This window comes from Streptomyces sp. NBC_01433, from assembly GCF_026340105.1.
Classification (GTDB): Bacteria; Actinomycetota; Actinomycetes; order Streptomycetales; family Streptomycetaceae; genus Streptomyces.
Genome location: NZ_JAPEPM010000001.1, coordinates 3569627 through 3591703, shown reverse-complemented (window position 1 = coordinate 3591703; position 22077 = coordinate 3569627). Strand labels below are relative to the sequence as shown.

Genomic DNA, 22077 nt, shown 5'->3' with positions numbered 1-22077 from the left:
GGTCTACGGGGTAACAACCTTCACCGCGTGGCCGGGTCACCCGATCGGAGCCATACGGGTGACACGCCGAGGAGTGCACACCGGGGCCGGCGGCGGCACGGCGACGCGGCCGAGCCCCGCACCGGGAAGGGGACGGGGCTCGTTTCGACTGCGGGAATCGGTGCGGGAATCGGTGCGGAAATGGGTCAAGGGTCCGGACGTCAGGGCTTGACGGCGATCCGGCCCTCGTCCATGCGCAGCAGCAACAGCCGCTCGCCGGTCTTCTCCAGGAACTCGTCGACGGCCTGCCGCGATCCCTGCCAGTACCCGTAGTCGTCGATGAGCAGCACGCCTCCGCTCACCAGCCGCGAGTAGAGGTGCTCCAGCTCGTGCTGGGTCGACGCGTACCAGTCGGTGTCCAGGCGCAGGATCGAGATCTGCTCCGGCGCGTTCGCCGGGAGGGTGTCCTCGACCATGCCCTGCACGTAGTGGACGCGGTGCTTCGGGTACGGAACGGTCTCGAAGCCCGCCCGGACGTCCTCCAGCGAGGCCACCGCCCAGATCGGCCGGTCCTTGCCCTGGGCGTCGAGCAGCTCCTGCGCCGACCTGCCGTCGCGCCGCAGGTCCTCCGCCGTGGGCGGGGTCATGCCCTCGTACGTGTCGAAGAGGTAGAGCTCGCGCTCGGTCTCGCCGAGCGACAGCAGGGTCTTCGCGCAGGCCTGCATGGAACCGCCGCGCCACACGCCGCACTCGACGATGTCGCCGGGGATGTCGTGCCGGACGATGTGGCGGGTCGCCAGGATGAGGGCGTTGAGCCGCTCGGGCGAGGTCATCGAGTACGGCTTGACCGCACTGATGATGTCCTTCGCCTCGTCGTCGTAGTCCGCCGGGTACTGCGGTCCGGCCTTCGGCTTCGGCTTGGGGGCCGCCTCCGTGGGGGCCACGGCGGGGGCGGGTTCCGCAGGGGCGGTACGGGCGGCGGGCACTGTCGCGCGCCTGAGCTGATATCCGGTGAGCTGCTGAAGGACGCCGTTGACGGCGTTGCGCCAAGCCATGCCCCCGGACAGTACGCGCGGTTTGCGGCTCATGTCACTTTTCGTCAACCTGCTATTGATTTGCGCCTGTTGCCCCGGGGGTCGAGGAGCCGACCTCGGCCCGCACGGAAGCGTCCTCGGGTGCGGACTCGGGCGCGGCCTGGGGTGCGACCTGGGGTGCGACCTGGGCCGGTACGCCGTCGGGGAGAGCGTCGGGCAGGCTCTCCGGAGCCGCCTTGGGGCGCCCGCACCGCTCGCGGCCCGCCAGCGGGCTGGGCAGCGGGATGCCGTCGACGCCGCCGACCCGGTTGGCCCACCAGACGGCCAACTCCCGTACGGCGAACATGGTCATCCGGGGATAGCGCCGCGGCTTGCGGAAGACGCCCACGGAGTCGCCCCAGTAGGCGGCCTTCTTGTCGATGGCCCGGTAGTCGTGCCAGATGCCCTTCCGCGGCGGGAAGTCCGTATACGCCTCGCAGAGTTCGAGCCGGGAGTGCGCGGCCAGGGCGCGGAAGCCGTCGGGGTAGTAGCGCCAGCAGTCCTGGGCGTCGTGGGCGTGCCCGCGCGAGGGCGCGGTGATGAAGGCGTAACCGCCGGGCTTCAGGACCCGGGCGATCTCCAGCATCGTCGCCCAGAAGAACGGGATGTGCTCGAACGCCTGGCCGGAGAGCACGGCGTCGGCGCTGTTGGACTTGGCGGGGATGCGGTACGGCCTGGTCATCACGGCATCGACATTGGGGCCGTCGAGCACGTCGACGCCGAAGTAGTCGATGTCGTGGGCGGCGAGCAGCCCCTTGTGGGTACGGGTCTGCCGGTCGGAGACGCGCGAGCCGAGGTCGACGACGCGGTGCCTGCGCGACGTGGGCAGGTACTCCTCGACGCAGAGTTCCATCTGTTCATAGGCGGACCGGTGCATGGACGTTCTCCCAACGTTGCCGTGTGCGCGAGCTGTTGAGGACAACGACGGCGCGGGGCAGAGGGGTCGCGGCGGACGTGCCCGCTGAGCCGTTCGAGTGGCGCCGCACCCGCCCGGCACCACGCCCGGCCCACCCAGTACGGTCCCCGTCCCGGTCCACCCCGTACGGCCCCCGCCCCGCCTCACTCCGCCCCGAAGAACCGGCGCACCACGCGTTCCGCCGCGTGCCCGTCGTCGTACGGACAGAACCGCTTTCGGAACGCCGAGCGCAGGGCGGCCGACCGCTTCGCGCGCCACTCCCCCGTCCGCAGCACCTCCAGGAGTTCGCCCTGGGTGGTGGCGAGGGGCCCCGGGGTGTCGCCGGGGCGGCCGGAGAGCAGATCGATGTACGTCCCGCGCGAGGCCCGGTAGGCGTCCCAGTCGGGGGCATAACAGATGACCGGGCGGTCCAGGCAGGCGTAGTCGAACATCAGGGAGGAGTAGTCGGTGATCAACGCGTCGGCTGCCAGGCAGAGTTCCTCGACCACCGGGTGCCCCGTGACGTCGATGACCCGGCCCGCCGCCCCGATCCCGGCCGAACGCCCGTAGAAGTAGTGGGCCCGCACCAGCACGACGTAATCCGGGCCGAGTTCGCGGGAGAGCCGGTCAGGATCGAGCTGCGGGACAAAACCCCTGCGGTAGTCGCGGTGGGTCGGGGCGTAGAGGAGGGCGGTCTGTCCGGGGGCGATGCCGAGATCCGCGCGCAGCTTCGCGATGTGTTCCGGCGTCGCGGTGAAGAAGATGTCGTTGCGCGGATAGCCGAGGTTCAGATGCTCGTACGAGGACGGGTAGACCCGGTCCCAGATCTCGGTGGTGTGCGGGTTGGCGGAGAGGCTGAAGTCCCACTGGTCGGCGTGGGCGAGGACCTTCTCGAAGCTGATGCCATGGGTGAGGGCGGGGTAGGCCCGCTGGTCCAGGCCCATGGTCTTCAGCGGGGTCCCGTGGTGGGTCTGGAGGTAGCGCTGGCCGGGGCGTTTGGTGAAACCGCCGGGGAAGCTGGAGTTGTTGATCAGGTACGTGGCGGTGGCCATGGCCCGCCAGTAGGCGCGCGAGCCCTCGATGACGTACGGGATGCCCGGCGGGACGCGGTCGCGGTGGCGGGAGGAGACCACCCACAGGCCGCGGACGTGCGGGACGAGTTCGCGGGCCTTGGCGTGGATGGCGGCGGGGTTGCAGGCGACGCCCCGGTTCCAGTACGCCCCGTACACGGCGAGGTCCGGATCCAGCGGCCGGTGCAGATCGGCGCGGTAGACGGCCCGCATCACCCGCGTCCGCAGCGCCTTCCTGCTCCGCCCGTACGCCGCCCCGGCACCGGCGCGCCCGGCACCGGCCGCCTGCCGGGCGCGGTGGGCGGCGTACCCGCCGGGGAGCCCGGCGGCCCGGAAGAACGCCGCCCGGTCTCCGGGGCGGATCCGTCCGGGGTCGGCCAGGACGGCCAGCAGGTGTGCGGTGCGGGCCGGGTGGACGCGGGGGTCGCCGCCGGTCTCGGCGAGGAGGCGGGCGTACGCGTCGATGACCGCGAAGTGCCCGCGCCCCGGAGTGGTGACGAACGTGCCGGTGCGGCGCAGGCGGTGGCGGACGCAGACCCGGTCGAGGCGGGCGAGGGTGCCGGCGTCGGCCGCGAGGAGGAGCGCCCGGTGGACGGGGACGACCTCCTCGTACGGGCCGTCGGTGAAGCGGAGCCGGTGGGCGGTCCAGAACGCGCGGCGGAAGAGCTGGTTGCCGGGGGCGGGCGCCTCGTCCCGCGGCCGGGTGTCCTCCCACCAGTCGACGCGGTCGTGGCCGAGGCACAGGACGTCCGGAGCCAGCCCTTCCGCACCAAGGACGTCCGCACCGGGACCGTCCGCACTGACGCCGTCCGTGCTCAGCCGGTCCTTGGTCAGCCGGTCCGCCATCGCCTCCAGGGCGCCCGGCAGCAGCAGGTCGTCGGCGTCCAGGAAGAGGAGATAGTCGCCCCGCGCCTCGACGGCCCCGGCGTTGCGGGCCGCACCGGCGCCGGACAGCGCCCCGGCCTCCGCCCCGGCCTCCGATCCCCGGTGTCCGGCCGTCGCCGCCATGGTCAGCACCCGCACCCGGGGGTCGCGCCGGGCGTACTCCGCCGCGATGGCGGCGCTGCCGTCCACCGACCCGTCATCGACGACGATCAGCTCCCACGCGCGCTCCCGCGTCACCACCTGGCCGAGCACGGAGTCCAGAGCCGCCCTCAGATATCCCTGGGAACGGCGGACGGGCACGACGACAGTGAGGAACATGGCAGCCGAGCGTAATGGCGGCCGTGCGCGGACCGGCCCTCCCGTTCACCCGTTTGGGGCAGCGCCGGTGACCCGGGGGGCCCGCCCCGGTTGAGGCAGGGCATGAAGCCTCTCCTCAGCGTCGTCGTCCCGGTCCACAACGTCGAGGACTTCCTCGGCGCGTGCCTGCGGTCGGTGGCCGGGCAGACGTTGGACGCGATCGAGGTGGTGCTCGTCGACGACGGCTCGACGGACGGGAGCGGCCGGATCGCGGAGGAGTTCGCCGCCCGGGACAGCCGCTTCCGCTGCGTCCACCAGCCCAACGCGGGCCTGAGCGCGGCCCGTAACACCGGGGTCCGGCACACCACCCCGGGCGTCCCGTACCTGGCGTTCGCCGACAGCGACGACATCGTCGTGCACGACGCGTACGAACGGATGCTGGCCTCACTGGAGTCGACCGGTTCCGATCTGGTGACCGGCAACGTGTGGCGGCTGGACGAGCGGGGGCGGCAGCAGGCGTGGCAGTACCGCTGGCTGACCGGCACCCATCGCCGCACCCACATCACCCGCGATCCGCGTCTGCTCGCGGACCGGGTCGCCTGGAACAAGGTGTTCCGGCGCTCCTTCTGGGACCGGCACGCCTTCGCCTTCCCCGAGGGCAAGCTCTACGAGGACACCCCGGTGATGATCCCGGCGCACCACCTCGCCGGGTCCGTCGATGTGCTGCACGAGCACGTCTACTACTGGCGCGTGCGGGAGGGCTCGATCACCCGGCGGCGTACGGACGTGAAGGGTGTACGGGACCGGATCGCGGCGTGCGAGCAGGTCAGCGCGTTCCTGGCGGGCCGGGACGCGGCGCATCGGCGGGCCTACGACACGTCGTGCCTGCGCGACGACTTCGTGTACTTCATGGAGGGGCTGCCGAGGGGCGGCGCGGCGTACCGCGCGGCGTTCCTGGCGGACGCGGGCGCCTTCCTGGACCGCGCGGGGGACGGTGCCCTGGCGGGGCTGCCGGTGGAGCTGCGCGCCAAGTGGCGGCTGGTGCGGGAGCGCAGGATGGACGAGCTGCTGGCCGTGCTCGCCTTCGAGCGGACCAACGGCGCGGGAACGTTCGCGGTCGAGGGACTGCCGGGGCGGCGACGAGCGGCGTACCCCGGCGTCGGCGGCGCGGGCGCCCGTCTGTCCCGGACCGATCTGCCCGCGGTGGCACGGCTGTTGGACGCGTCCTGGGGTGCGGACGGAAAGCTCCGGCTGCGCGGGTACGCGTACATCCGCAACCTCGCGGCGGGGGCGGCCCGGCACTCGTTCAAGGCCGGGATGGTGCGCGCGGCCGGGGGCCGGCGGCTGCGGACCGTTCCCGTGCGGACCGTCCGGCTGCCCGAGGCGACCGCCGACTCGGCGCAGGAACTGCACTGTTACGACCACTCCGGCTTCGAGATGGTTCTCGACCCGCGCAGGCTGGGCTCGGGCAGCTGGCTGGTCGGGATCGTGGTCGCCGGTCACGGTACGGCCCGGCGGGTGGCCGTGCGCGCGGTGGACGCGGCCGCCGCGCAGCCCCTCGTCCATGAACTGGGCGAGGGGCGGCGGGCGGTACTCGGCTACCGGGACGGCCGCCTCCGGCTGACCGTGTCGCAACTGCCCGCGCTGGCCGAGGCACACGACGGCGACGGCAATGAGAACGGGGGCAGCAGCGGCGGCAATGAGAACAGTGGCAGCGGCGACGTGCTGGAGGTGACCGGCCGGCTGTACGGGGAGGCCCGCCCGACCGCCCTGCTCCTGACCCGCGACGGAGCCGGGACGACCGAGGCGCACGGTGCGGCCGGGGCGGAGGACACGGCGGGAGCGCACGGTGCGGCCGGGGCGGAGTGGACCTGTCCGGTGGTGTGCGGGGACGACGAGGGTGTGGCGGTCTTCTCGGCCCGGATTCCCCTCGCGGAGCTCGCCGCCGTGCCGCCCGCACCGCATCCGGCTCCCCGCGAGGTCGAACCCGGATCCGGTGCGCGCTGGCGGGCCCGGCTGCTCATGGCCGACGGGTCGCGGGTCCCGCTGGCCGCGGCCCCGGACCTGCCGCCTCCGGCCCTCGCCGACGCGGCGGGCGAACTGGTGCTGGACGTGAGCGGGCAGCCGTTCGTGGACGGGGCGGAACGGACGCCTGACGGCACACTGCGGATCACGGGGACAGGGACGGGAGCGGGGGCAGGAGCGGGGACGGGGACGGAAGCCGGGGCCGAGACGGAAGCCGAAGCGGAAGCCGAAGCCGGTGACGCCACCGCCGCCCCCTCCTCCCTCACCCTCCGGCACGAGACCCTGCGCGAGACCGTGGCCGTGCCCCTGGAACGGCAGGCGGGCCGCTTCACCGCGCTGCTCCCCGGCTCCCTCCCGGAGGGCCGGTGGGACCTGTACCTCGGCGGCACCCCGGTACGCCTCCTGGCCTCCCTCGCCACCCGCCTCCCCACCCGGAGGAGTGACGCGGAACCGGCCCTCGAACGGCGGCACGGCGACCGGCTGACGGTGCACGCGGGTCCCTCCCTCGCCCCCGCCGAGCGGGGCGCGTACCGCCAACGCCTCCTGCGCACCACGCACTACGAGGACCGGCGCACTCTCCCGCTCCGCGACGCCGTCCTCTACGCCGGCGGCGACTCCCCGCGCGCCGTCCACACCGAACTGGTACGCCGCGGCACCGGCACCGAACACCTCTACGTCACCGGCACCGCCCCGGGACGCACCGCCCATGTCCCGCCCGCCGCGCTCCCGGTCCTGGACCGCAGCGCCGACTGGTACGAGGCGCTGGCGCGGGCCCGCCGGATCGTCACGGACGGCCATCTGCCCGCCTGGTTCGAGCGGCGTCCGGGGCAGACGGTCGTCCAGACCTGGCACGGCACCCCGCTCGGCCGCTTCGGCACCGGCCTGACGGGCACCCTGTACGCCGACCACCACCACCTCGCCACCCTGCCGCACCGCTCGTCCCAGTGGTCGGTGCTGGTCTCCCCCAGCCGCTTCGCCACCCCGCTGCTGCGCGGCTCACTGGCGTACGGGGGTGAGGTCCTGGAGGCCGGCTCGCCCGCCAACGACCTGCTGTTCTCGCCCGACCGCGACAAGACCGCCGAACGGGTACGCCGGGGCCTCGGCGTCCCGGAGGGCCATCGCGTGGTGCTGTACGCACCGACGTACCGCGATCACCTGGCCCATCCGCCGGGCGCACTCCCGGCGCACTCCCCGTGCCTGTACCGCTGGGACCCGGCACTGGACCCGCAGGCCCTGGCGCGCTCGCTCGGCGACGGGCACACGGTGCTGGTCCGCAGGCATCCGCGGGTGACGGGCAGCGTGCCGGAGTCGCCCGGCGTACGCGATGTCTCCGGGCACCCGGACACCGCGGAGCTGCTCCTGATCGCCGATGTCCTGGTCACGGACTACGCGGGCCTGATGTTCGACTTCGCGCACACCGGCCGTCCGATGCTGTTCCACACGTACGACCTGGAGCACTACCGCGACACCGTGCGCGGCTTCTGCCTGGACTTCGAGACCAGGGCCCCGGGCCCGCTGCTCGTCACGACGGACGAGGTGGCCCAGGCGCTGCGGGACACCGGGGCGCTGACCGCTCGGCACGCGGACGCGTACGAGAGCTTCCGGCGCGACTACTGCGACCTGGACGACGGCGGGGCGGCGGCCCGGGTCGCGGACCGGCTGCTCACGGACGGGGGCTGACGGCCGCGCGCACCGGCGCACTCCCGGCGGTCGGCAACGCGGCGAGGCGGCGGCGACCGCCGGGCCGCCCGCCGGACCTCATACGTGGGTGAGCGCCGCGACCGCCGACGCGGCCAGATCGTCCAGGTACCCCTTGGGCAGGTCGCCGCGGACCACGACGAGCCGCCAGTACAGCGGGCCGACGATCAGGTCCAGGGCCCGGTCCGGATCGCTGCCCTCCGGCAGTTCGCCGCGGGCCACCGCCGCCCGGACGACGATCGCGGCGACGCCCTGCTGCTGGTCCAGCAGGGCGGCCTTGATCGCATCGGAGATCTCCGGATTGCGGGCCGCCTCGACCAGCAGATCGGGGATCACCTGCGAGGCCACGGGATGGCGCAGGGCGTACGCGGCCAGTTCGAGCACGGCGCGCACATCCCCGTACAGCGAACCGGTGTCCGGGGCGGGCAGACCCTGGGCGGCGACGGCCGCGACCAGGTCGAGGACGAGGTGGAGCTTGGACTTCCAGCGGCGGTAGACGGCGGTCTTGCCGACACCCGCGCGCCGGGCGATGCCCTCGATGGACATCCGGGCGAAGCCCACCGCGGCCAGCTCCTCGAAGACCGCGCCGCGGATGGCGTCGGTCACGTCCTCGCGCAGCACGGCGGCGCCTGCCGGGGCGCGGCGGCGGGTTCCCCGTTCGGTGGTCATGGCCCGAATGATAGTCCGTAACGACGAAACGGTTGCGTTGCGACGTCGGAGCGTCCTACTCTCAGCGTTACGACGATACGGTCCCGTCCCATCGGCCGTGACGTCCGCCCGAGCGCGCTTCCTCCGCACGCCCCTTCCGCACGCCCCGTTTCTCTTCCGGGCATCTCATCCGACGCCCACCCCAAGACGTTCCCCGGCCGTTTCACCCCCCTCCGTCGAAAGCGATCGTGGTGAGCCAGACAGCAGCTCCGCCGCCCCCGGTGGACACCGCACCCGCACCCCCCGCCACTCCGCAATCGCCCGCCCCGCCCGGCGCTCCCGTCTACGCACCCGGCGAACTGGCCGCGCTCGCCGCCCGGCACGGGCTCACCGTCAGCGGGGCCCGGCCGTCGCTGGGCGCGTACATCCGCCAGCTCTGGGGGCGCCGGCACTTCATCACGGCGTTCGCCACCGCCAAGCTGACCGCGCAGTACAGCCAGGCGAAACTCGGCCAGATCTGGCAGATCATGACCCCGCTGCTGAACGCGACGGTCTACTACTTCATCTTCGGCGTCCTGATGAACACGAAGCGCGGCGTCGACGACTTCGTCCCGTTCCTCGTCACCGGCGTCTTCATCTGGACCTTCACCAGCAGCTCGATCACGGCGGGCACGCGGGCCATCAGCGGCAACATCGGCCTCGTCCGCGCCCTGCACTTCCCGCGCGCCTCGCTGCCGGTGGCGCTGGCCCTGCAACAGCTCCAGCAGCTCCTGTTCTCGATGGGGGCGCTGTTCCTGATCCTGCTCGTGTTCGGCCAGTACCCGCGGCCGTCCTGGCTGCTCGCGATCCCGGCGCTGGCCTTGCAGGCCGTGTTCAACACCGGGGTGTCGATGATCGTGGCGCGGCTCGCCGCCAAGACCCCGGACATCGCGCAGCTGACGCCGTTCATCCTCCGTACGTGGATGTACTCCTCGGGCGTGATGTGGAGCCTGGACACCCTGCTCAAGGGCGACCGGGTCCCGCACTTCGTGATGGTGGCGCTGGAGTACAACCCGGCGGCCGTCTACATCGACCTGATGCGGTTCGCCCTCATCGACAGCTTCGCCGGGGCGCAGCTGCCCGCGCACGTCTGGGCCGTCGCGGCGGGCTGGGCGCTCGTGTGCGGGGTGGCCGGATTCGTGTACTTCTGGCAGGCGGAGGAGCAGTACGGACGTGGCTGACACACCTGGCGCGACCAGCGCACCCGAGACTCCCGGCACAACCGGCACTTCCGGCGCCCCCGGGACTCCCGGCACCCCCGGTACTACCAGCACCTCCGGCGCCCCCGAGGCCCCCGGCGCCCCTGACACCCGGGCCCCCACCGTCGTCGTCGACGGGGTCCACATCACGTACAAGGTCCACGGGGCCCGTACCGGACGGGGCAGCGCGACCTCGGCCCTGAGCCGCCTCACCTCACGCCGGCAGAGCCCCGGCGTGCGCGAGGTCCACGCCGTGAGGGGCGTCAGCTTCGCCGCGTACAAGGGCGAGGCCATCGGCCTGATCGGCTCCAACGGCTCCGGGAAGTCGACACTCCTGAAGGCCATCGCGGGCCTGCTGCCACCGACCCGGGGCCAGGTCCACACCCAGGGACAGCCCTCGCTGCTCGGCGTGAACGCGGCGCTGATGGGCGATCTGACCGGGGAGCGCAATGTCGTGCTCGGCGGGCTCGCGATGGGCATGACGCGCCGGCAGATCCGCGAGCGCTACGACGAGATCGTGGACTTCTCCGGCATCAACGAGAAGGGCGACTTCATCACCCTGCCGATGCGGACGTACTCCTCCGGCATGGGGGCCCGCCTGCGGTTCTCCATCGCGGCGGCCAAGAGCCACGACGTCCTGCTGATCGACGAGGCGCTGTCCACGGGCGACGCCAGATTCCAGCGCCGCAGCAAAGACCGGATCATGGAGCTCCGCGAGTCGGCGGGCACGGTCTTCCTGGTCAGCCACAGCAACAAGTCGATCACCGAGACATGTGACCGGGCGATCTGGCTGGAGGCGGGAACCCTCCGCATGGACGGCCCGGCGCAGCAGGTCGTCGCCGCCTACGAGAAGTTCACCAAGAAGAAGTAACCGGCCCCGTAGGGCGGTCGGGGACGAGCCGGTACTCGCACTCGTCCCCGACCGCCTACGGCGTCCGGCCCTACGCGTGCGTGCGCAACAGCGTCCGCATGGTCCGCATGGCCACCGACAGATTCGCCAGGTCGAACGCGTCCGAGCTCTGGATCTCATCCAGCGTGGACCGCGACCGGGTCAGGATCGCCGCGTTCTTCTCCTCCCACGCCGTGAACCGCTCCTGGGGCGTCGAGGTCCCGTTGCCCACGCTCAGCACGTCCGCGGTCAGCGCGGCATGCGCGGCGTACAGGTCCTCGCGGATGGAGGCACGGGCCATGGACTGCCAGCGGTCGGCCCGCGGCAGTTCGATGATCCGGTCCATCAGCTGGGTGATCCGCAGCCGGTCGGCGAGGTCGTAGTACACCTCGGCGACAGCCAGCGGCTCCTTGCCCGTGCGGTCCGCGATCGCCACGATGTCCAGCGCCGGGAAGGCGGAGGAGAACCCGGCGACCCGCAGCGCCAGCACATCCGGGACCCCCACCGAGGTGAGCTCGTCCAGGATCGACTGGTACCACTCCAGATCGGCGCCCTTGAGCATCTTGGGCAGCTCGCTCCAGACCTGCTCGACCCCGTCCCTGAAGAACTCGATGGTCTCCGCGATCTCGACCGGCTGCGGCCGGTTGCCGAGCAGCCAGCGCGAACCGCGCTCGATGAGGCGGCGCGAGTGCAGCCGGATCCGGGTCTGGACATCCGCCGCGACCCGGTTGTCGAGCGCCTCGACGGCGTCCCACACCTGGGCCAGACCGAAGATCTCCCGGGCCGCGGCCTGCGCCCGCACGATCTCCTCGATCGACGCCCCGGTCTCTTCCCGCAACCGGTGCAGGAAGGTCGAACCACCGGTGTTCACGGTGTCGTTGACCAGGACGGTCGTGATGATCTCGCGGCGCAGGGCGTGCGCGTCCACCGCCTCGGGGAAGCGCTCGCGCAGCTGCCGCGGGAAGTAGGCGTGCACCAGCTTCTGCAGATGCGGGTCGTCCGGCAGGCTGGTGGAGATCAGCTCGTCGGCCGCCGTGATCTTGGTGTAGGCGAGCAGCACGGCCAGCTCGGGCTGACTCAGCCCCTTGCCGCCGTTGAGGAGTTCGCGGATCTGCCGGTCGTTGGGCAGGAACTCCAGCGCCCGGTCCAGATGCCCGTCGCGGCCCAGCCGGCGCATGAAGCGCTGGTGGGCGTGGAGCAGGGACGGGGACTGGGCGGTGGCGTTGGCGAGTGCGGTGTTCTGCGCGTAGTTGTTGCGCAGCACCAGCTTGCCCACCTCGTCGGTCATCTCGGCGAGCAGCTTGTTGCGCTGCTTGACGGTCATGTCGCCGTCCCGGACCAGACCGTTGAGCAGGATCTTGATGTTCACCTCGTGGTCGGAGGTGTCCACACCGGCGCTGTTGTCGATCGCGTCGGTGTTGATCCGGCCGCCGGTGCGGGCGAACTCGATCCGGCCGAGCTGGGTGGCACCGAGGTTGCCGCCCTCGCCGACGACCTTGGCGCGCAGGTCCTCGCCGTTGACCCGGATCGCGTCGTTGGCCTTGTCGCCGACGTCCGTGTTCGACTCGGACGACGCCTTGATGTACGTACCGATGCCGCCGTTCCACAGCAGGTCGACCTGGGCCTTGAGGATGGTCTGCATCAGCTCGGCGGGCGTCATCTTGGCGACGGACGAGTCGATGCCGAGCGCCTCACGGATGTGCGCGTTGAGCGGGATCGACTTCGCCGTACGGGGGTGGACTCCGCCGCCCGCGGACAGCAGGTCCGCGCTGTAGTCGCCCCAGGAGCTGCGCGGCAGGTCGAACAGCCGGCGCCGCTCCGCGTACGAGGTGGTGGCGTCCGGCTTCGGGTCGATGAAGATGTGCCGGTGGTCGAAGGCCGCGACCAGCCGGATGTGCTCGGAGAGCAGCATGCCGTTGCCGAAGACGTCACCGGACATGTCGCCGACGCCGACGACGGTGAAGTCCTCGGTCTGGGTGTCGTGGCCCAGCTCGCGGAAGTGCCGCTTGACGGACTCCCAGGCGCCGCGGGCGGTGATGCCCATGCCCTTGTGGTCGTAACCGACGGAGCCGCCGGAGGCGAAGGCGTCGCCGAGCCAGAAGCCGTAGGCGACGGCGATCTCGTTGGCGATGTCGGAGAAGCTCGCGGTGCCCTTGTCGGCGGCGACGACGAGGTAGGTGTCGGCCTCGTCGTGGCGGACGACCTCGGCGGGCGGCACGACCTCGCCCGCGACCATGTTGTCGGTGATGTCGAGCAGCGCCGAGATGAACGTCCGGTACGAGGCGATGCCCTCGGTCAGCCAGGCGTCACGGTCGACCGCCGGGTCGGGGAGCTGCTTGGCGACGAAGCCGCCCTTGGCGCCGACCGGCACGATGACGGTGTTCTTCACCATCTGTGCCTTGACCAGGCCGAGGATCTCGGTCCGGAAGTCCTCCCGCCGGTCCGACCAGCGCAGCCCGCCGCGGGCGACCTTGCCGAAGCGCAGGTGGACGCCTTCGACGCGCGGCGAGTACACCCAGATCTCGAATGCCGGGCGGGGCGCGGGCAGGTCCGGGATGGCCTGCGGGTCGAACTTCATCGAGACGTACGCGTGCGGCTTGCCGCCCTCCGCCTTCTGGAAGAAGTTGGTGCGCAGCGTGGCCTTGATGACGGTGAGGAAGGACCGCAGGATCCGGTCCTCGTCGAGCGAGGCGACCTGGTCCAGGGCCCCTTCGAGCTCTTCGAGGAGCCCGTCGGTCAGCTCCGTACCGGCCCGCTGGCGTTCGGGGGACATCCGGGCCTCGAACAGCGAGACCAGCAGCCGGGTGGTGTGGACGTTGTTGCGGAGAGTGCTCTCCATGTAGTCCTGGCTGAAGGTCGATCCGGCCTGGCGCAGGTACTTCGCGTAGGCGCGCAGCACCATCGCCTGCCGCCAGGTCAGACCGGCTCCGAGCACCAGCGCGTTGAAGCCGTCGTTCTCCGCCCGGCCCTGCCACACGGCCGCGAAGGCGTCCTGGAAACGGTCGCGGGCGTCGTCGGCCAGATAGCTGCCGTTGCCCGTGGCCTGCGGCATCCGCAGCCCGAAGTCGTAGATCCAGGCGTGGGTGCGGTCCGAGCAGCGCAGCTCGTACGGACGTTCGTCGACGACCTCGACACCGAGCTGCTGGAGGGCCGGGAGGACGGCGGACAGGGAAACCTGCTCGCCGGTCCGGTAGATCTTGAAGCGGCGCTCGCCGGGACCGGCGCCCACGGGCTCGTACAGGCTGAGGGCGAAGTCCTTCTCGTTCCGCTTGAGCGCTTCGAGGTGGACCAGGTCGGCCACGGCGGCGCGCGGCGAGTGGTCGGCCTTGTAACCCTCGGGGAACGAGTGACCGTAGTGGCGCATCAGCTCGGCGGCGCGCTCCTCGCCGCACTCGGCGTTCAGCGCCTCCTGGAAGCCGTCGGCCCACGAACGGGCGGCCTCGACGAGGCGCCCCTCGATACGGTCGGCGTCGGCGTCGGTGAGGTGCGACAGCTCGGTGCCCGGCGGGACCCGGATGACGAAGTGGAGCCGGGAGAGGATCGACTCGGTGTTCCAGGCGGTGAAGTCGACGCTGGTGCCGCCCAGCTCCTCCTTGAGGATGTCGATCAGCCGGAGCCGTACACCGGTGGTGTAGCGGTCGCGCGGCAGGTAGACGATCGCGGAGTAGTAGCGGCCGTACTCGTCCTGGCGCAGGTACAGCCGCAGCCTGCGGCGCTCCTGGAGGTAGAGCACGGAGGTGACGATGGAGCGGAGCTGGTCGACGGGCGTCTGGAAGAGCTCGTCGCGCGGGTAGGTCTCCAGGATCTGGAGCAGGTCGCGGCCGTCGTGACTGTTGTACGTGAAGCCCGCGCCCTCCAGCACCTCGGCCACCTTGCGGCGGATGACGGGCACCCGGCGCACGGACTCGGTGTAGGCGGCGGACGAGAACAGCCCGAGGAAGCGGCGCTCGCCGACGACGTTGCCGTCGGCGTCGAACTTCTTCACCCCGACGTAGTCGAGGTAGCTGGGGCGGTGCACGGTCGCGCGGCTGTTGGCCTTCGTCAGGACGAGGAGCTTGTGCTCGCGGGCCTTGGCGCGGGCGTCGGCGGGCAGCCGGTCGAAGGACGGGCTGACGGGGTGCGCCTCGTCCTCGGTGTGGTGGGGGTCGGAGCGCAGGATGCCGAGACCGGTTCCGGGCACGGCGGCCAGGGCGTCGCTGTCCCGCAGCTCGTACTCGCGGTAGCCGAGGAAGGTGAAGTGGTCGGCCGCCAGCCAGCGCAGCAGCTCACGGGCCTCGTCGACCTCGTCGTCGGTGAGGTCGTCCAGCGGCTCACCGGGCAGGTCGTCGGCGATCCGCAGGGCGGCGTCGCGCATCTTGTCCCAGTCCTCGACGGTCTCCCGCACGTCGGACAGGACACGCAGCAGATCGGCGGTGATCTGCTTCAGGTCGGCGCGGTCGGTCTCGCGGTCGATCTCGACGTGGATCCAGGACTCGACGAGCGCGTCGTGCGGCAGCTCGGCCTTGGCGTCCCTGGCCCCCTTGGCGTTCTTGCGGCCCTGCGGGTTCGTCGCGACACCGTTGCCCTCGGTGAGGACCTCGATGAGCTTGCCGGTGAGGTCTCGGCGGACGATGACCTGCGGGTGGATCACGACATGGATGCCGCGGCCCTGCCGGGACAGCTCATTGGTGACGGAGTCGACCAGGAACGGCATGTCGTCGGTGACGACCTCGACGACGGAGTGGCTGGAGGTCCAGCCGTTCTCCTCGACGGTCGGGGTGTGCACCCGGACGTTCGCCGTGCCCTGGGGTCGGTTCTCGGCCAGCCGGTAATGGGAAGACGCGGCGCCGAAGACATCGACCGGATCCCGGCCGCTGATGTCCTCCGGTGCGGTGTGCAGGTAGTAGCGCTGGAGGTAGGAGAGCAACATGTCCTGGCCAGGGCGCTCACCCTGGTCGGCCCCGGTGCCGGCCGAGCCGGCACGCACCCTGGGGGTACCCCCTGGGCCACCGGCACCACCGCTCGGGCTGTTGTCAGCTACCTTGGCGGCCCGTGTGAGCAGTTCGGCCTTGGCTTCGTCCAGCTTGGTCTGCATGTCCTCTGGCTCCTGTCGCGCGCCGTTGCGTGACGTAGGTGAAAAAGACGACGTAACGCCACGACGCGGGGTATCCGGTCTGAGTCGACGCTATGCCGCTGGGAGAGATGCCCGGGACCTTATTGGCCATTTTCGGCAGCGGGTCCGGGCCAGGGGCTGTTCCGCGGGTCGTGGCCGGGGCCACGACCGCCGGACACCCCCTGGGGAGATCGCGGATCGCCCGGGTGCTGTGGCACTCCGGGCGCAGGCCGGGGGCTTCGCTGCCCCCGAGGCGTATCGCGCTGATCACGGCACCAGGCTATCTCCCTCCCACCCACAGCCGTCATGGGCTGTATGTGTACAAAAGATGGCCGCGAACTTTGACACTCTGGACAGTGCGCCGCGCACTCTTGGCGAACTACGCGCGGCGAGGCAGGCTCGCCGGGTCGTACGACGCCGACTTTCCGGTCCTGCGGTTCCGGTCCTGCGGTTCGGGTCCCGCGATTCCGGTCCTGCGGTTCCGGCCGGGAGTCCCGTCCTCAGCCGGAGAACACCCAGCCCGAGAACACCTCAGCCCGAGAACACCTCGGCCAGCGCCACCGCTTCCGCCAGGGTGTCCACCACCGGTACGCCCGCAGCCTCCAGGTTGCCCCGGCTGTGCGACCCGCCGGTGTAGAGCACCGCACGCGCACCCACGTGCGCCGCGGCCACCGCGTCGTCCACCGCGTCCCCGATGACGACCGAGTGCTCGGGGGATATCCCGTCCAGCGCGGCGAAGTGCCGCTCCATGTGCTGCGCCTTACTGCCGCCGGACGGCCCCGTACGACCGTCGACACGTACGAAGTGACGCTCGATGCCGTATCCGCGCACCACGGGGACCAGCTGCTCGTGCCCGTGCATGCTCAGCAGCGACTGACTGCGGCCCGCCAGCTGCCACTGTGCGAGCAGCTGCTCGACGCCTTCGGTGAGCCCGCAGGCGGGACGCCGCTCGGCGTAGTAGCGATGGAAGCTGCCGTCCATCCGCTCCCACTCGGCCTGGGTGGGCAGCCGGCCCATGAACCGCTCGTAGAAGCGGGGTATCGGGATGCAGTACATCTCGCGGTACTGCGCCAGCGTGATCGGCTCCAGCTCGACCTCGGCGAAGGCGGCGTTCGTCGCGTGGATGACGGCCTGGATGTCGTCGAGCAGCGTGCCGTTCCAGTCCCAGACCAGATGTGTGCGGTTCTTCCCCGGTGTCGCCATACGGAAAAAAATACTCGCCGGGTACGACAATCAGGCGATGAGGTGAGGAATCTCCTGGATGCCGAACCACAGCAGCTCGTGGTCCTCGGCACCGTCCACGGTGAACTGCGCGTCGTCGTCACCGAGGTCCGCCGCCCCCAGCGCCGCGGCGGCGGCGCTCACGTCCTTCTCCGCGTCATCGGCGTCCACATGCACGGCCGCCGCCTTCGCCAGGGCCATGGCGGAGGCGATCCGCACCTCGCCGAGGGCCGCCCCGTCCAGGCTGTGATCGGGGTCGGCGACGGCGTCCGCGTCCGGTACGTCGACGGCGACGACGACCCGTCGGCGGGGCTCGTCGGGGTTACCGGCGATCATCCGGAGCGAGGCGGAAGCGGCCCGGTTGAGCGCGGCGTACTCCAGCTCCTCGATGTCGTCGGAGACGTACCACTCACGCAGTTGCGGCGTCACCGCGTAGGCGGTCAGCGGTCCGGGGCCGACCTCGCCCGCCCTGTGCGCCGCTGCGAGACCGGAGAGGGTCAGAGGGACGTACACGCGCATGGCAGGCCGCTTTCGTAGTCGGAAACGCCTTCAGGATACGTGGACGTCCCCTTTCGGGTCCCAGTGATCGGCCTCGACCGTCCACCGGCAACGGCCCGTCACCCCCGTCGTACGCCTTGCGGCACAAGGCGCGTGCCACTGATAGGTGAACCAGCCGCCGCGCGTGCCCGTCCCCCGGGCCCCTTGCGGCGCTGACGACCGTCCCCGTAGAAGATCCCCAGCAGAAGTTACCGTCCGGTATTCGACCGGGCCCGGGTTCAACGGGGGCGATGAGTATGAGCACGGACAACAGGCGACCCACCGGCCGGCGCGACCAGCGCAGGCCCGGCACCGTACCTCCGCAGCGAACGCCGCTGCGGCCCCGGCAGCCGCACCGCCCGCACCATTGGTTCGCCGAACGCCTGCTCGCGGTCCTCAGCGGCCAGCGACCGGTGCACTGGATGCTCGGCCACACCATCGGCGAGGCCTACGACCAGCTGGCCGAGCTGGCGCCGGGCACCCCGCTGAGGGCCACCAGGGGCAGCCGTCCCGTCGTACGCCGCTGTCGCGGTGCCCAGCCCGCCACGGGTGTCGTCGAGGCGTTCGCGAGCATCACGGCGGGCGACCGGATCCAGGCCATGGCCTTCCGCCTGGAACAGGGCACCGACCTCCGCTGGCGATGCGCCGCGGTGGAACTCGGCGAATCGAGCCAGGCCGTCCATTGAGCGCGCCCCACGGTCTCGCCCGGACACACGCGGGGCCGGACACCACAAGGTGCCCGGCCCCGGCCGTCCTGCGCCCGGCCGCGGTACGGGTCCCCGAACCGCCGGCTCAGCGCCCCGCGCTACTTCTTGCGACGACGCCCTCCGGTGCCGCCGCCCTTCTGCGCCTTGCGCCGCTCCGCACGCGTCATCCCGTCCGCCTCGGACCGCGCGCCGTCACCGTCACCGTTGGAGAAGTCGCCCTCGACGACGCCGCCCTCCCCGTCCACCGTGGGAGCGGAGAAGTGCAGCCGGTCCGGCCGCTGCGGCGCGTCCAGGCCCTTGGCCCGGATCTCCGGACGGGAGACCGCCGCGACGGGCGCGTCCTCCTTGGACAGCGAGGTCGGCCCGGACGCGTCCTGCACCGGAACCTCTTCGACCTGCTGCTCGACCTGGACCTCCAGGTTGAACAGGTAGCCGACGGACTCCTCCTTGATGCCCTCCATCATGGCGTTGAACATGTCGAAGCCCTCGCGCTGGTACTCGACCAGCGGGTCCTTCTGCGCCATGGCCCGCAGGCCGATGCCCTCCTGGAGATAGTCCATCTCGTAGAGGTGCTCACGCCACTTGCGGTCCAGGACGGACAGCACCACGCGCCGCTCCAGCTCACGCATGATGTCGGAGCCGAGCGTCTTCTCGCGCTCCGCGTACTGGTCGTGAATGTCGTCCTTGACGGACTCGGCGATGAACTCCGCGGTGACGCCGGCCAGGTCCCCGGCGGCCTCCTCCAGCTCCACGACCGTGACCTTCACCGGGTAGAGCTGCTTGAAGGCGCCCCACAGCCGGTCGAGGTCCCACTCCTCGGCGAAGCCCTCGGCGGTCTCCTGCCGGATGTAGTCGTCGATCGTGTCGTCCATGAAGTGACGGATCTGGTCCTGGAGATCCTCACCCTCCAGAACACGACGGCGCTCACCGTAGATGACCTCGCGCTGCCGGTTGAGCACCTCGTCGTACTTCAGGACGTTCTTACGCGTCTCGAAGTTCTGCTGCTCGACCTGCGACTGGGCCGACGCGATGGCCCGGGTGACCATCTTGTTCTCGATCGGCACATCGTCCGGCACATTGGCCATCGACATGACGCGCTCGACCATCTGGGCCTTGAACAGGCGCATCAGGTCATCGCCCAGCGACAGGTAGAAACGGGACTCGCCCGGGTCGCCCTGGCGGCCGGAACGACCGCGCAGCTGGTTGTCGATACGGCGCGACTCGTGCCGCTCGGTGCCCAGCACGTACAGCCCGCCGAGATCCTTGACCTCTTCGAACTCGGCCTTCACGGCCTGCTCGGCCTTCTCCATCGCGGCGGGCAGCGCTGCCGCCCACTCCTCGACATGGTCGACCGGGTCGAGACCGCGCTGGCGCAGCTCCGCCTCGGCGAGGTCGTCCGGGTTGCCGCCGAGCTTGATGTCGGTGCCTCGGCCGGCCATGTTCGTGGCGACGGTCACCGCGCCCTTGCGGCCGGCCTGGGCGACGATCGTCGCCTCCCGGTCGTGCTGCTTGGCGTTGAGGACCTCGTGCTGGACGCCCCGCTTGGAGAGCTGCTGCGAGAGGTACTCGGACTTCTCGACCGAAGTGGTGCCGACCAGGATCGGCTGCCCCTTCTCGTGCTTCTCGGCGATGTCGTCGACGACCGCGGCGAACTTCGCGACCTCGGTGCGGTAGATCAGGTCCGACTGGTCGGCGCGGACCATCGGCCGGTTCGTCGGGATCGGCACGACGCCCAGCTTGTAGATCTGGTGGAACTCGGCGGCCTCGGTCATCGCCGTACCGGTCATGCCGGAGAGCTTGCCGTAGAGGCGGAAGAAGTTCTGCAGGGTGATCGTGGCGAGGGTCTGGTTCTCGTCCTTGATGTCCACCCCTTCCTTCGCCTCGATCGCCTGGTGCATGCCCTCGTTGTAGCGGCGGCCGGCGAGGATACGGCCGGTGTGCTCGTCGACGATCATGACTTCGCCGTCGATGACGACGTAGTCCTTGTCCTTCTTGAAGAGTTCCTTGGCCTTGATGGCGTTGTTGAGGTACCCCACGAGCGGCGTGTTCACCGACTCGTAGAGGTTCTCGATGCCGAGCCAGTCCTCGACCTTCGCCACACCGGGCTCGTGGATGGCGACGGTGCGCTTCTTCTCGTCGACCTCGTAGTCGCCGGTCTCCTCAAGCCCCTTCAGCGGGTTGCCCGCCTCACCGCGGGTGAGGCGCGTGACCAGCTTCGCGAAGTCGCCGTACCACTTGGTGGCCTGGTCGGCGGGGCCGGAGATGATCAGCGGCGTACGGGCCTCGTCGACGAGGATCGAGTCGACCTCGTCGACGATCGCGAAGTTGTGGCCGCGCTGGACGAGCTCGTCCTGGGACCACGCCATGTTGTCGCGGAGGTAATCGAAGCCGAACTCGTTGTTCGTGCCGTACGTGATGTCGCAGGCGTACTGCTCACGGCGCTGCGCCGGGGTCATGTTGGCGATGATGCAGCCGACCTCCAGGCCGAGGAACTTGTGCACCCGGCCCATCATCTCGGAGTCGCGCTCGGCCAAGTAGTCATTGACCGTGATCAGGTGCACGCCCTTGCCGGAGAGCGCGTTGAGATACGCGGGCAGGGTGCCGACGAGGGTCTTGCCCTCACCGGTCTTCATCTCGGCCACGTAGCCGAGGTGCAGGGCTGCGCCGCCCATCATCTGGACGTCGTAGTGGCGCTGTCCGAGGGCACGCTTGGCGGCCTCACGGACCGTCGCGAAGGCTTCGGGAAGCAGGTCGTCCAGGCTCTCGCCGTCCGCGTACCGTTCCTTGTACTCGTCGGTGAGCGCCCGCAGCTCGGCGTCGGAGAGGTTGACGAAGTCCTCTTCGATGGAGCTGACCTGGTCCGCGATGCGGTGCAGTTTGCGCAGGATCTTGCCTTCGCCTGCACGCATGAGCTTGTTGAAGACGGACACTGAGGCTGGTCTCCTTGCCGGTCGGGCCTGGCACTGGGTCGTGTAATGGACTCTGGCGCGGGCACGGCAGGTGGGCCCCACCGCAACGGCCATCGTAAGCGAGGACCCCACCGCGTCGGGAGGGCTGCCGCCGCGTTGGCCTCGCAGCGCCCTTCCAGGACAACGGCCGGAAGGCACGGAAGGTGCCGGGAAGCCCCAAAAGTGCTCGCATCACGCGGGCCGACTGACCAGAATCCTTCCATGGAGCCGATCACTCTCACCACGGAACGTCTGCTGCTGCGCCCCTTCGGCCGCGCGGACACGGACGGGGTGCACACCGCGTGCCAGGACCCGGACATCCAGCGCTGGACGGTCATCCCCTCCCCGTACCGGCACACGGACGCGGAACTGTTCACCGGAACGCTCTCGCCGACGGGCTGGCGGGACGACTCGATGTACAACTTCGCCCTGGTCCGCAAGGACAGCGGGCTGCTCATCGGCGCGCTCGGCATCGACCGCCGCAGCCTGCCGGGCACGTACGAGGTGGGCTTCTGGATGGCCAAGGAGCACCGCGGTCGCGGTTACGTGACCGAGGCGGTGCGCGGCTCGGCCCGCTGGGCGTTCACCTCGCTCGCGGCGGAGCGGCTGGAGTGGCGCGCCGAGGTCGGCAACGTCGCCTCGCGCGCGACCGCGCTGCGGGCCGGGTTCCACCTGGAGGGCGAGCAGCGCTCGGCGCTGCTCAACAAGGGGGTACGGCGCGACGCCTGGATCGCCGCGCTGCTGCCGTGCGACCTGGGGCTTCCCGGCGCCCACCCCTATCTGCCCGCGAAGCGCTGACCGGCGGAAGGCACCGCACCCGCCGGGAAACACGGGCCACCCGCCGGTCCGCCCGGGCGGTCCGTCCACGGAACATC

The 22077-nt window shown here is 71.0% G+C and carries 13 protein-coding genes; 5 read left to right on the top strand and 8 right to left on the bottom strand.

Translation table 11 applies throughout. The annotated features are described in order from the left end of the window. Nucleotides 1-200 precede the first annotated feature (200 nt). The 3 genes from OG413_RS16285 to OG413_RS16275 all read right to left on the bottom strand — a co-directional run bounded on the left by OG413_RS16285 (nucleotide 201) and on the right by OG413_RS16275 (nucleotide 4220). Nucleotides 201-1067 (bottom strand): TylF/MycF/NovP-related O-methyltransferase, encoded by an 867-nt coding sequence (locus OG413_RS16285; protein ID WP_266806252.1) that lies wholly within the window; start codon nucleotides 1065-1067, stop codon nucleotides 201-203. 19 nt (nucleotides 1068-1086) lie between these two features. Beyond that, a complete protein-coding gene (locus tag OG413_RS16280) occupies nucleotides 1087-1929 on the bottom strand; it encodes a class I SAM-dependent methyltransferase (protein WP_266806250.1) in 843 nt (280 codons plus the stop codon). 182 nt (nucleotides 1930-2111) lie between these two features. Further along, nucleotides 2112-4220: a CDP-glycerol:glycerophosphate glycerophosphotransferase gene (locus OG413_RS16275; protein ID WP_266806248.1), complete on the bottom strand. Its 2109-nt coding sequence runs from the start codon at nucleotides 4218-4220 to the stop codon at nucleotides 2112-2114. 102 nt (nucleotides 4221-4322) lie between these two features. Between OG413_RS16275 and OG413_RS16270 the strand changes: the two genes are divergently transcribed. Then, nucleotides 4323-7904 (top strand): CDP-glycerol glycerophosphotransferase family protein, encoded by a 3582-nt coding sequence (locus tag OG413_RS16270; protein ID WP_266806246.1) that lies wholly within the window; start codon nucleotides 4323-4325, stop codon nucleotides 7902-7904. A gap of 78 nt (nucleotides 7905-7982) precedes the next feature. Here OG413_RS16270 and OG413_RS16265 read toward each other — a convergent pair whose 3' ends face one another. Next, nucleotides 7983-8591, bottom strand: coding sequence for a TetR/AcrR family transcriptional regulator (locus tag OG413_RS16265; RefSeq protein ID WP_266806244.1), 609 nt, complete (start codon nucleotides 8589-8591; stop codon nucleotides 7983-7985). 338 nt (nucleotides 8592-8929) lie between these two features. On the opposite strand from OG413_RS16265, the gene OG413_RS16260 reads away from it, so the two are divergent. Further along, on the top strand, nucleotides 8930-9790 hold the full coding sequence (locus OG413_RS16260) for an ABC transporter permease (protein ID WP_266810188.1): 861 nt from the start codon (nucleotides 8930-8932) through the stop codon (nucleotides 9788-9790). A 163-nt stretch (nucleotides 9791-9953) separates the two neighbouring features. Beyond that, nucleotides 9954-10679: an ABC transporter ATP-binding protein gene (locus tag OG413_RS16255; protein WP_266810187.1), complete on the top strand. Its 726-nt coding sequence runs from the start codon at nucleotides 9954-9956 to the stop codon at nucleotides 10677-10679. 70 nt (nucleotides 10680-10749) lie between these two features. Here the strand turns inward: OG413_RS16255 and OG413_RS16250 are convergent, their stop codons facing one another. The 3 genes from OG413_RS16250 to OG413_RS16240 form a co-directional block, all read right to left on the bottom strand. Beyond that, the gene (locus tag OG413_RS16250) at nucleotides 10750-15771 is read right to left on the bottom strand and encodes an NAD-glutamate dehydrogenase (RefSeq protein ID WP_266806242.1); all 5022 of its coding nucleotides are present in this window, start codon (nucleotides 15769-15771) and stop codon (nucleotides 10750-10752) included. A gap of 549 nt (nucleotides 15772-16320) precedes the next feature. Next, a complete protein-coding gene (locus OG413_RS16245; RefSeq protein WP_266806240.1) occupies nucleotides 16321-16992 on the bottom strand; it encodes an HAD family hydrolase in 672 nt (223 codons plus the stop codon). A 30-nt stretch (nucleotides 16993-17022) separates the two neighbouring features. Further along, nucleotides 17023-17529: a hypothetical protein gene (locus tag OG413_RS16240; protein ID WP_266806239.1), complete on the bottom strand. Its 507-nt coding sequence runs from the start codon at nucleotides 17527-17529 to the stop codon at nucleotides 17023-17025. Nucleotides 17530-17804: 275 nt separating this feature from the next. On the opposite strand from OG413_RS16240, the gene OG413_RS16235 reads away from it, so the two are divergent. Continuing rightward, nucleotides 17805-18233 (top strand): Rv3235 family protein, encoded by a 429-nt coding sequence (locus tag OG413_RS16235; protein ID WP_266806237.1) that lies wholly within the window; start codon nucleotides 17805-17807, stop codon nucleotides 18231-18233. 119 nt (nucleotides 18234-18352) lie between these two features. Here OG413_RS16235 and secA read toward each other — a convergent pair whose 3' ends face one another. After that, the gene (gene secA, locus OG413_RS16230) at nucleotides 18353-21184 is read right to left on the bottom strand and encodes a preprotein translocase subunit SecA (protein ID WP_266806236.1); all 2832 of its coding nucleotides are present in this window, start codon (nucleotides 21182-21184) and stop codon (nucleotides 18353-18355) included. A gap of 240 nt (nucleotides 21185-21424) precedes the next feature. Here secA and OG413_RS16225 point away from each other — a divergent pair, with 240 nt between their 5' ends. Further along, the gene (locus OG413_RS16225) at nucleotides 21425-22000 is read left to right on the top strand and encodes a GNAT family N-acetyltransferase (protein ID WP_266806235.1); all 576 of its coding nucleotides are present in this window, start codon (nucleotides 21425-21427) and stop codon (nucleotides 21998-22000) included. Nucleotides 22001-22077: the final 77 nt, after the last annotated feature.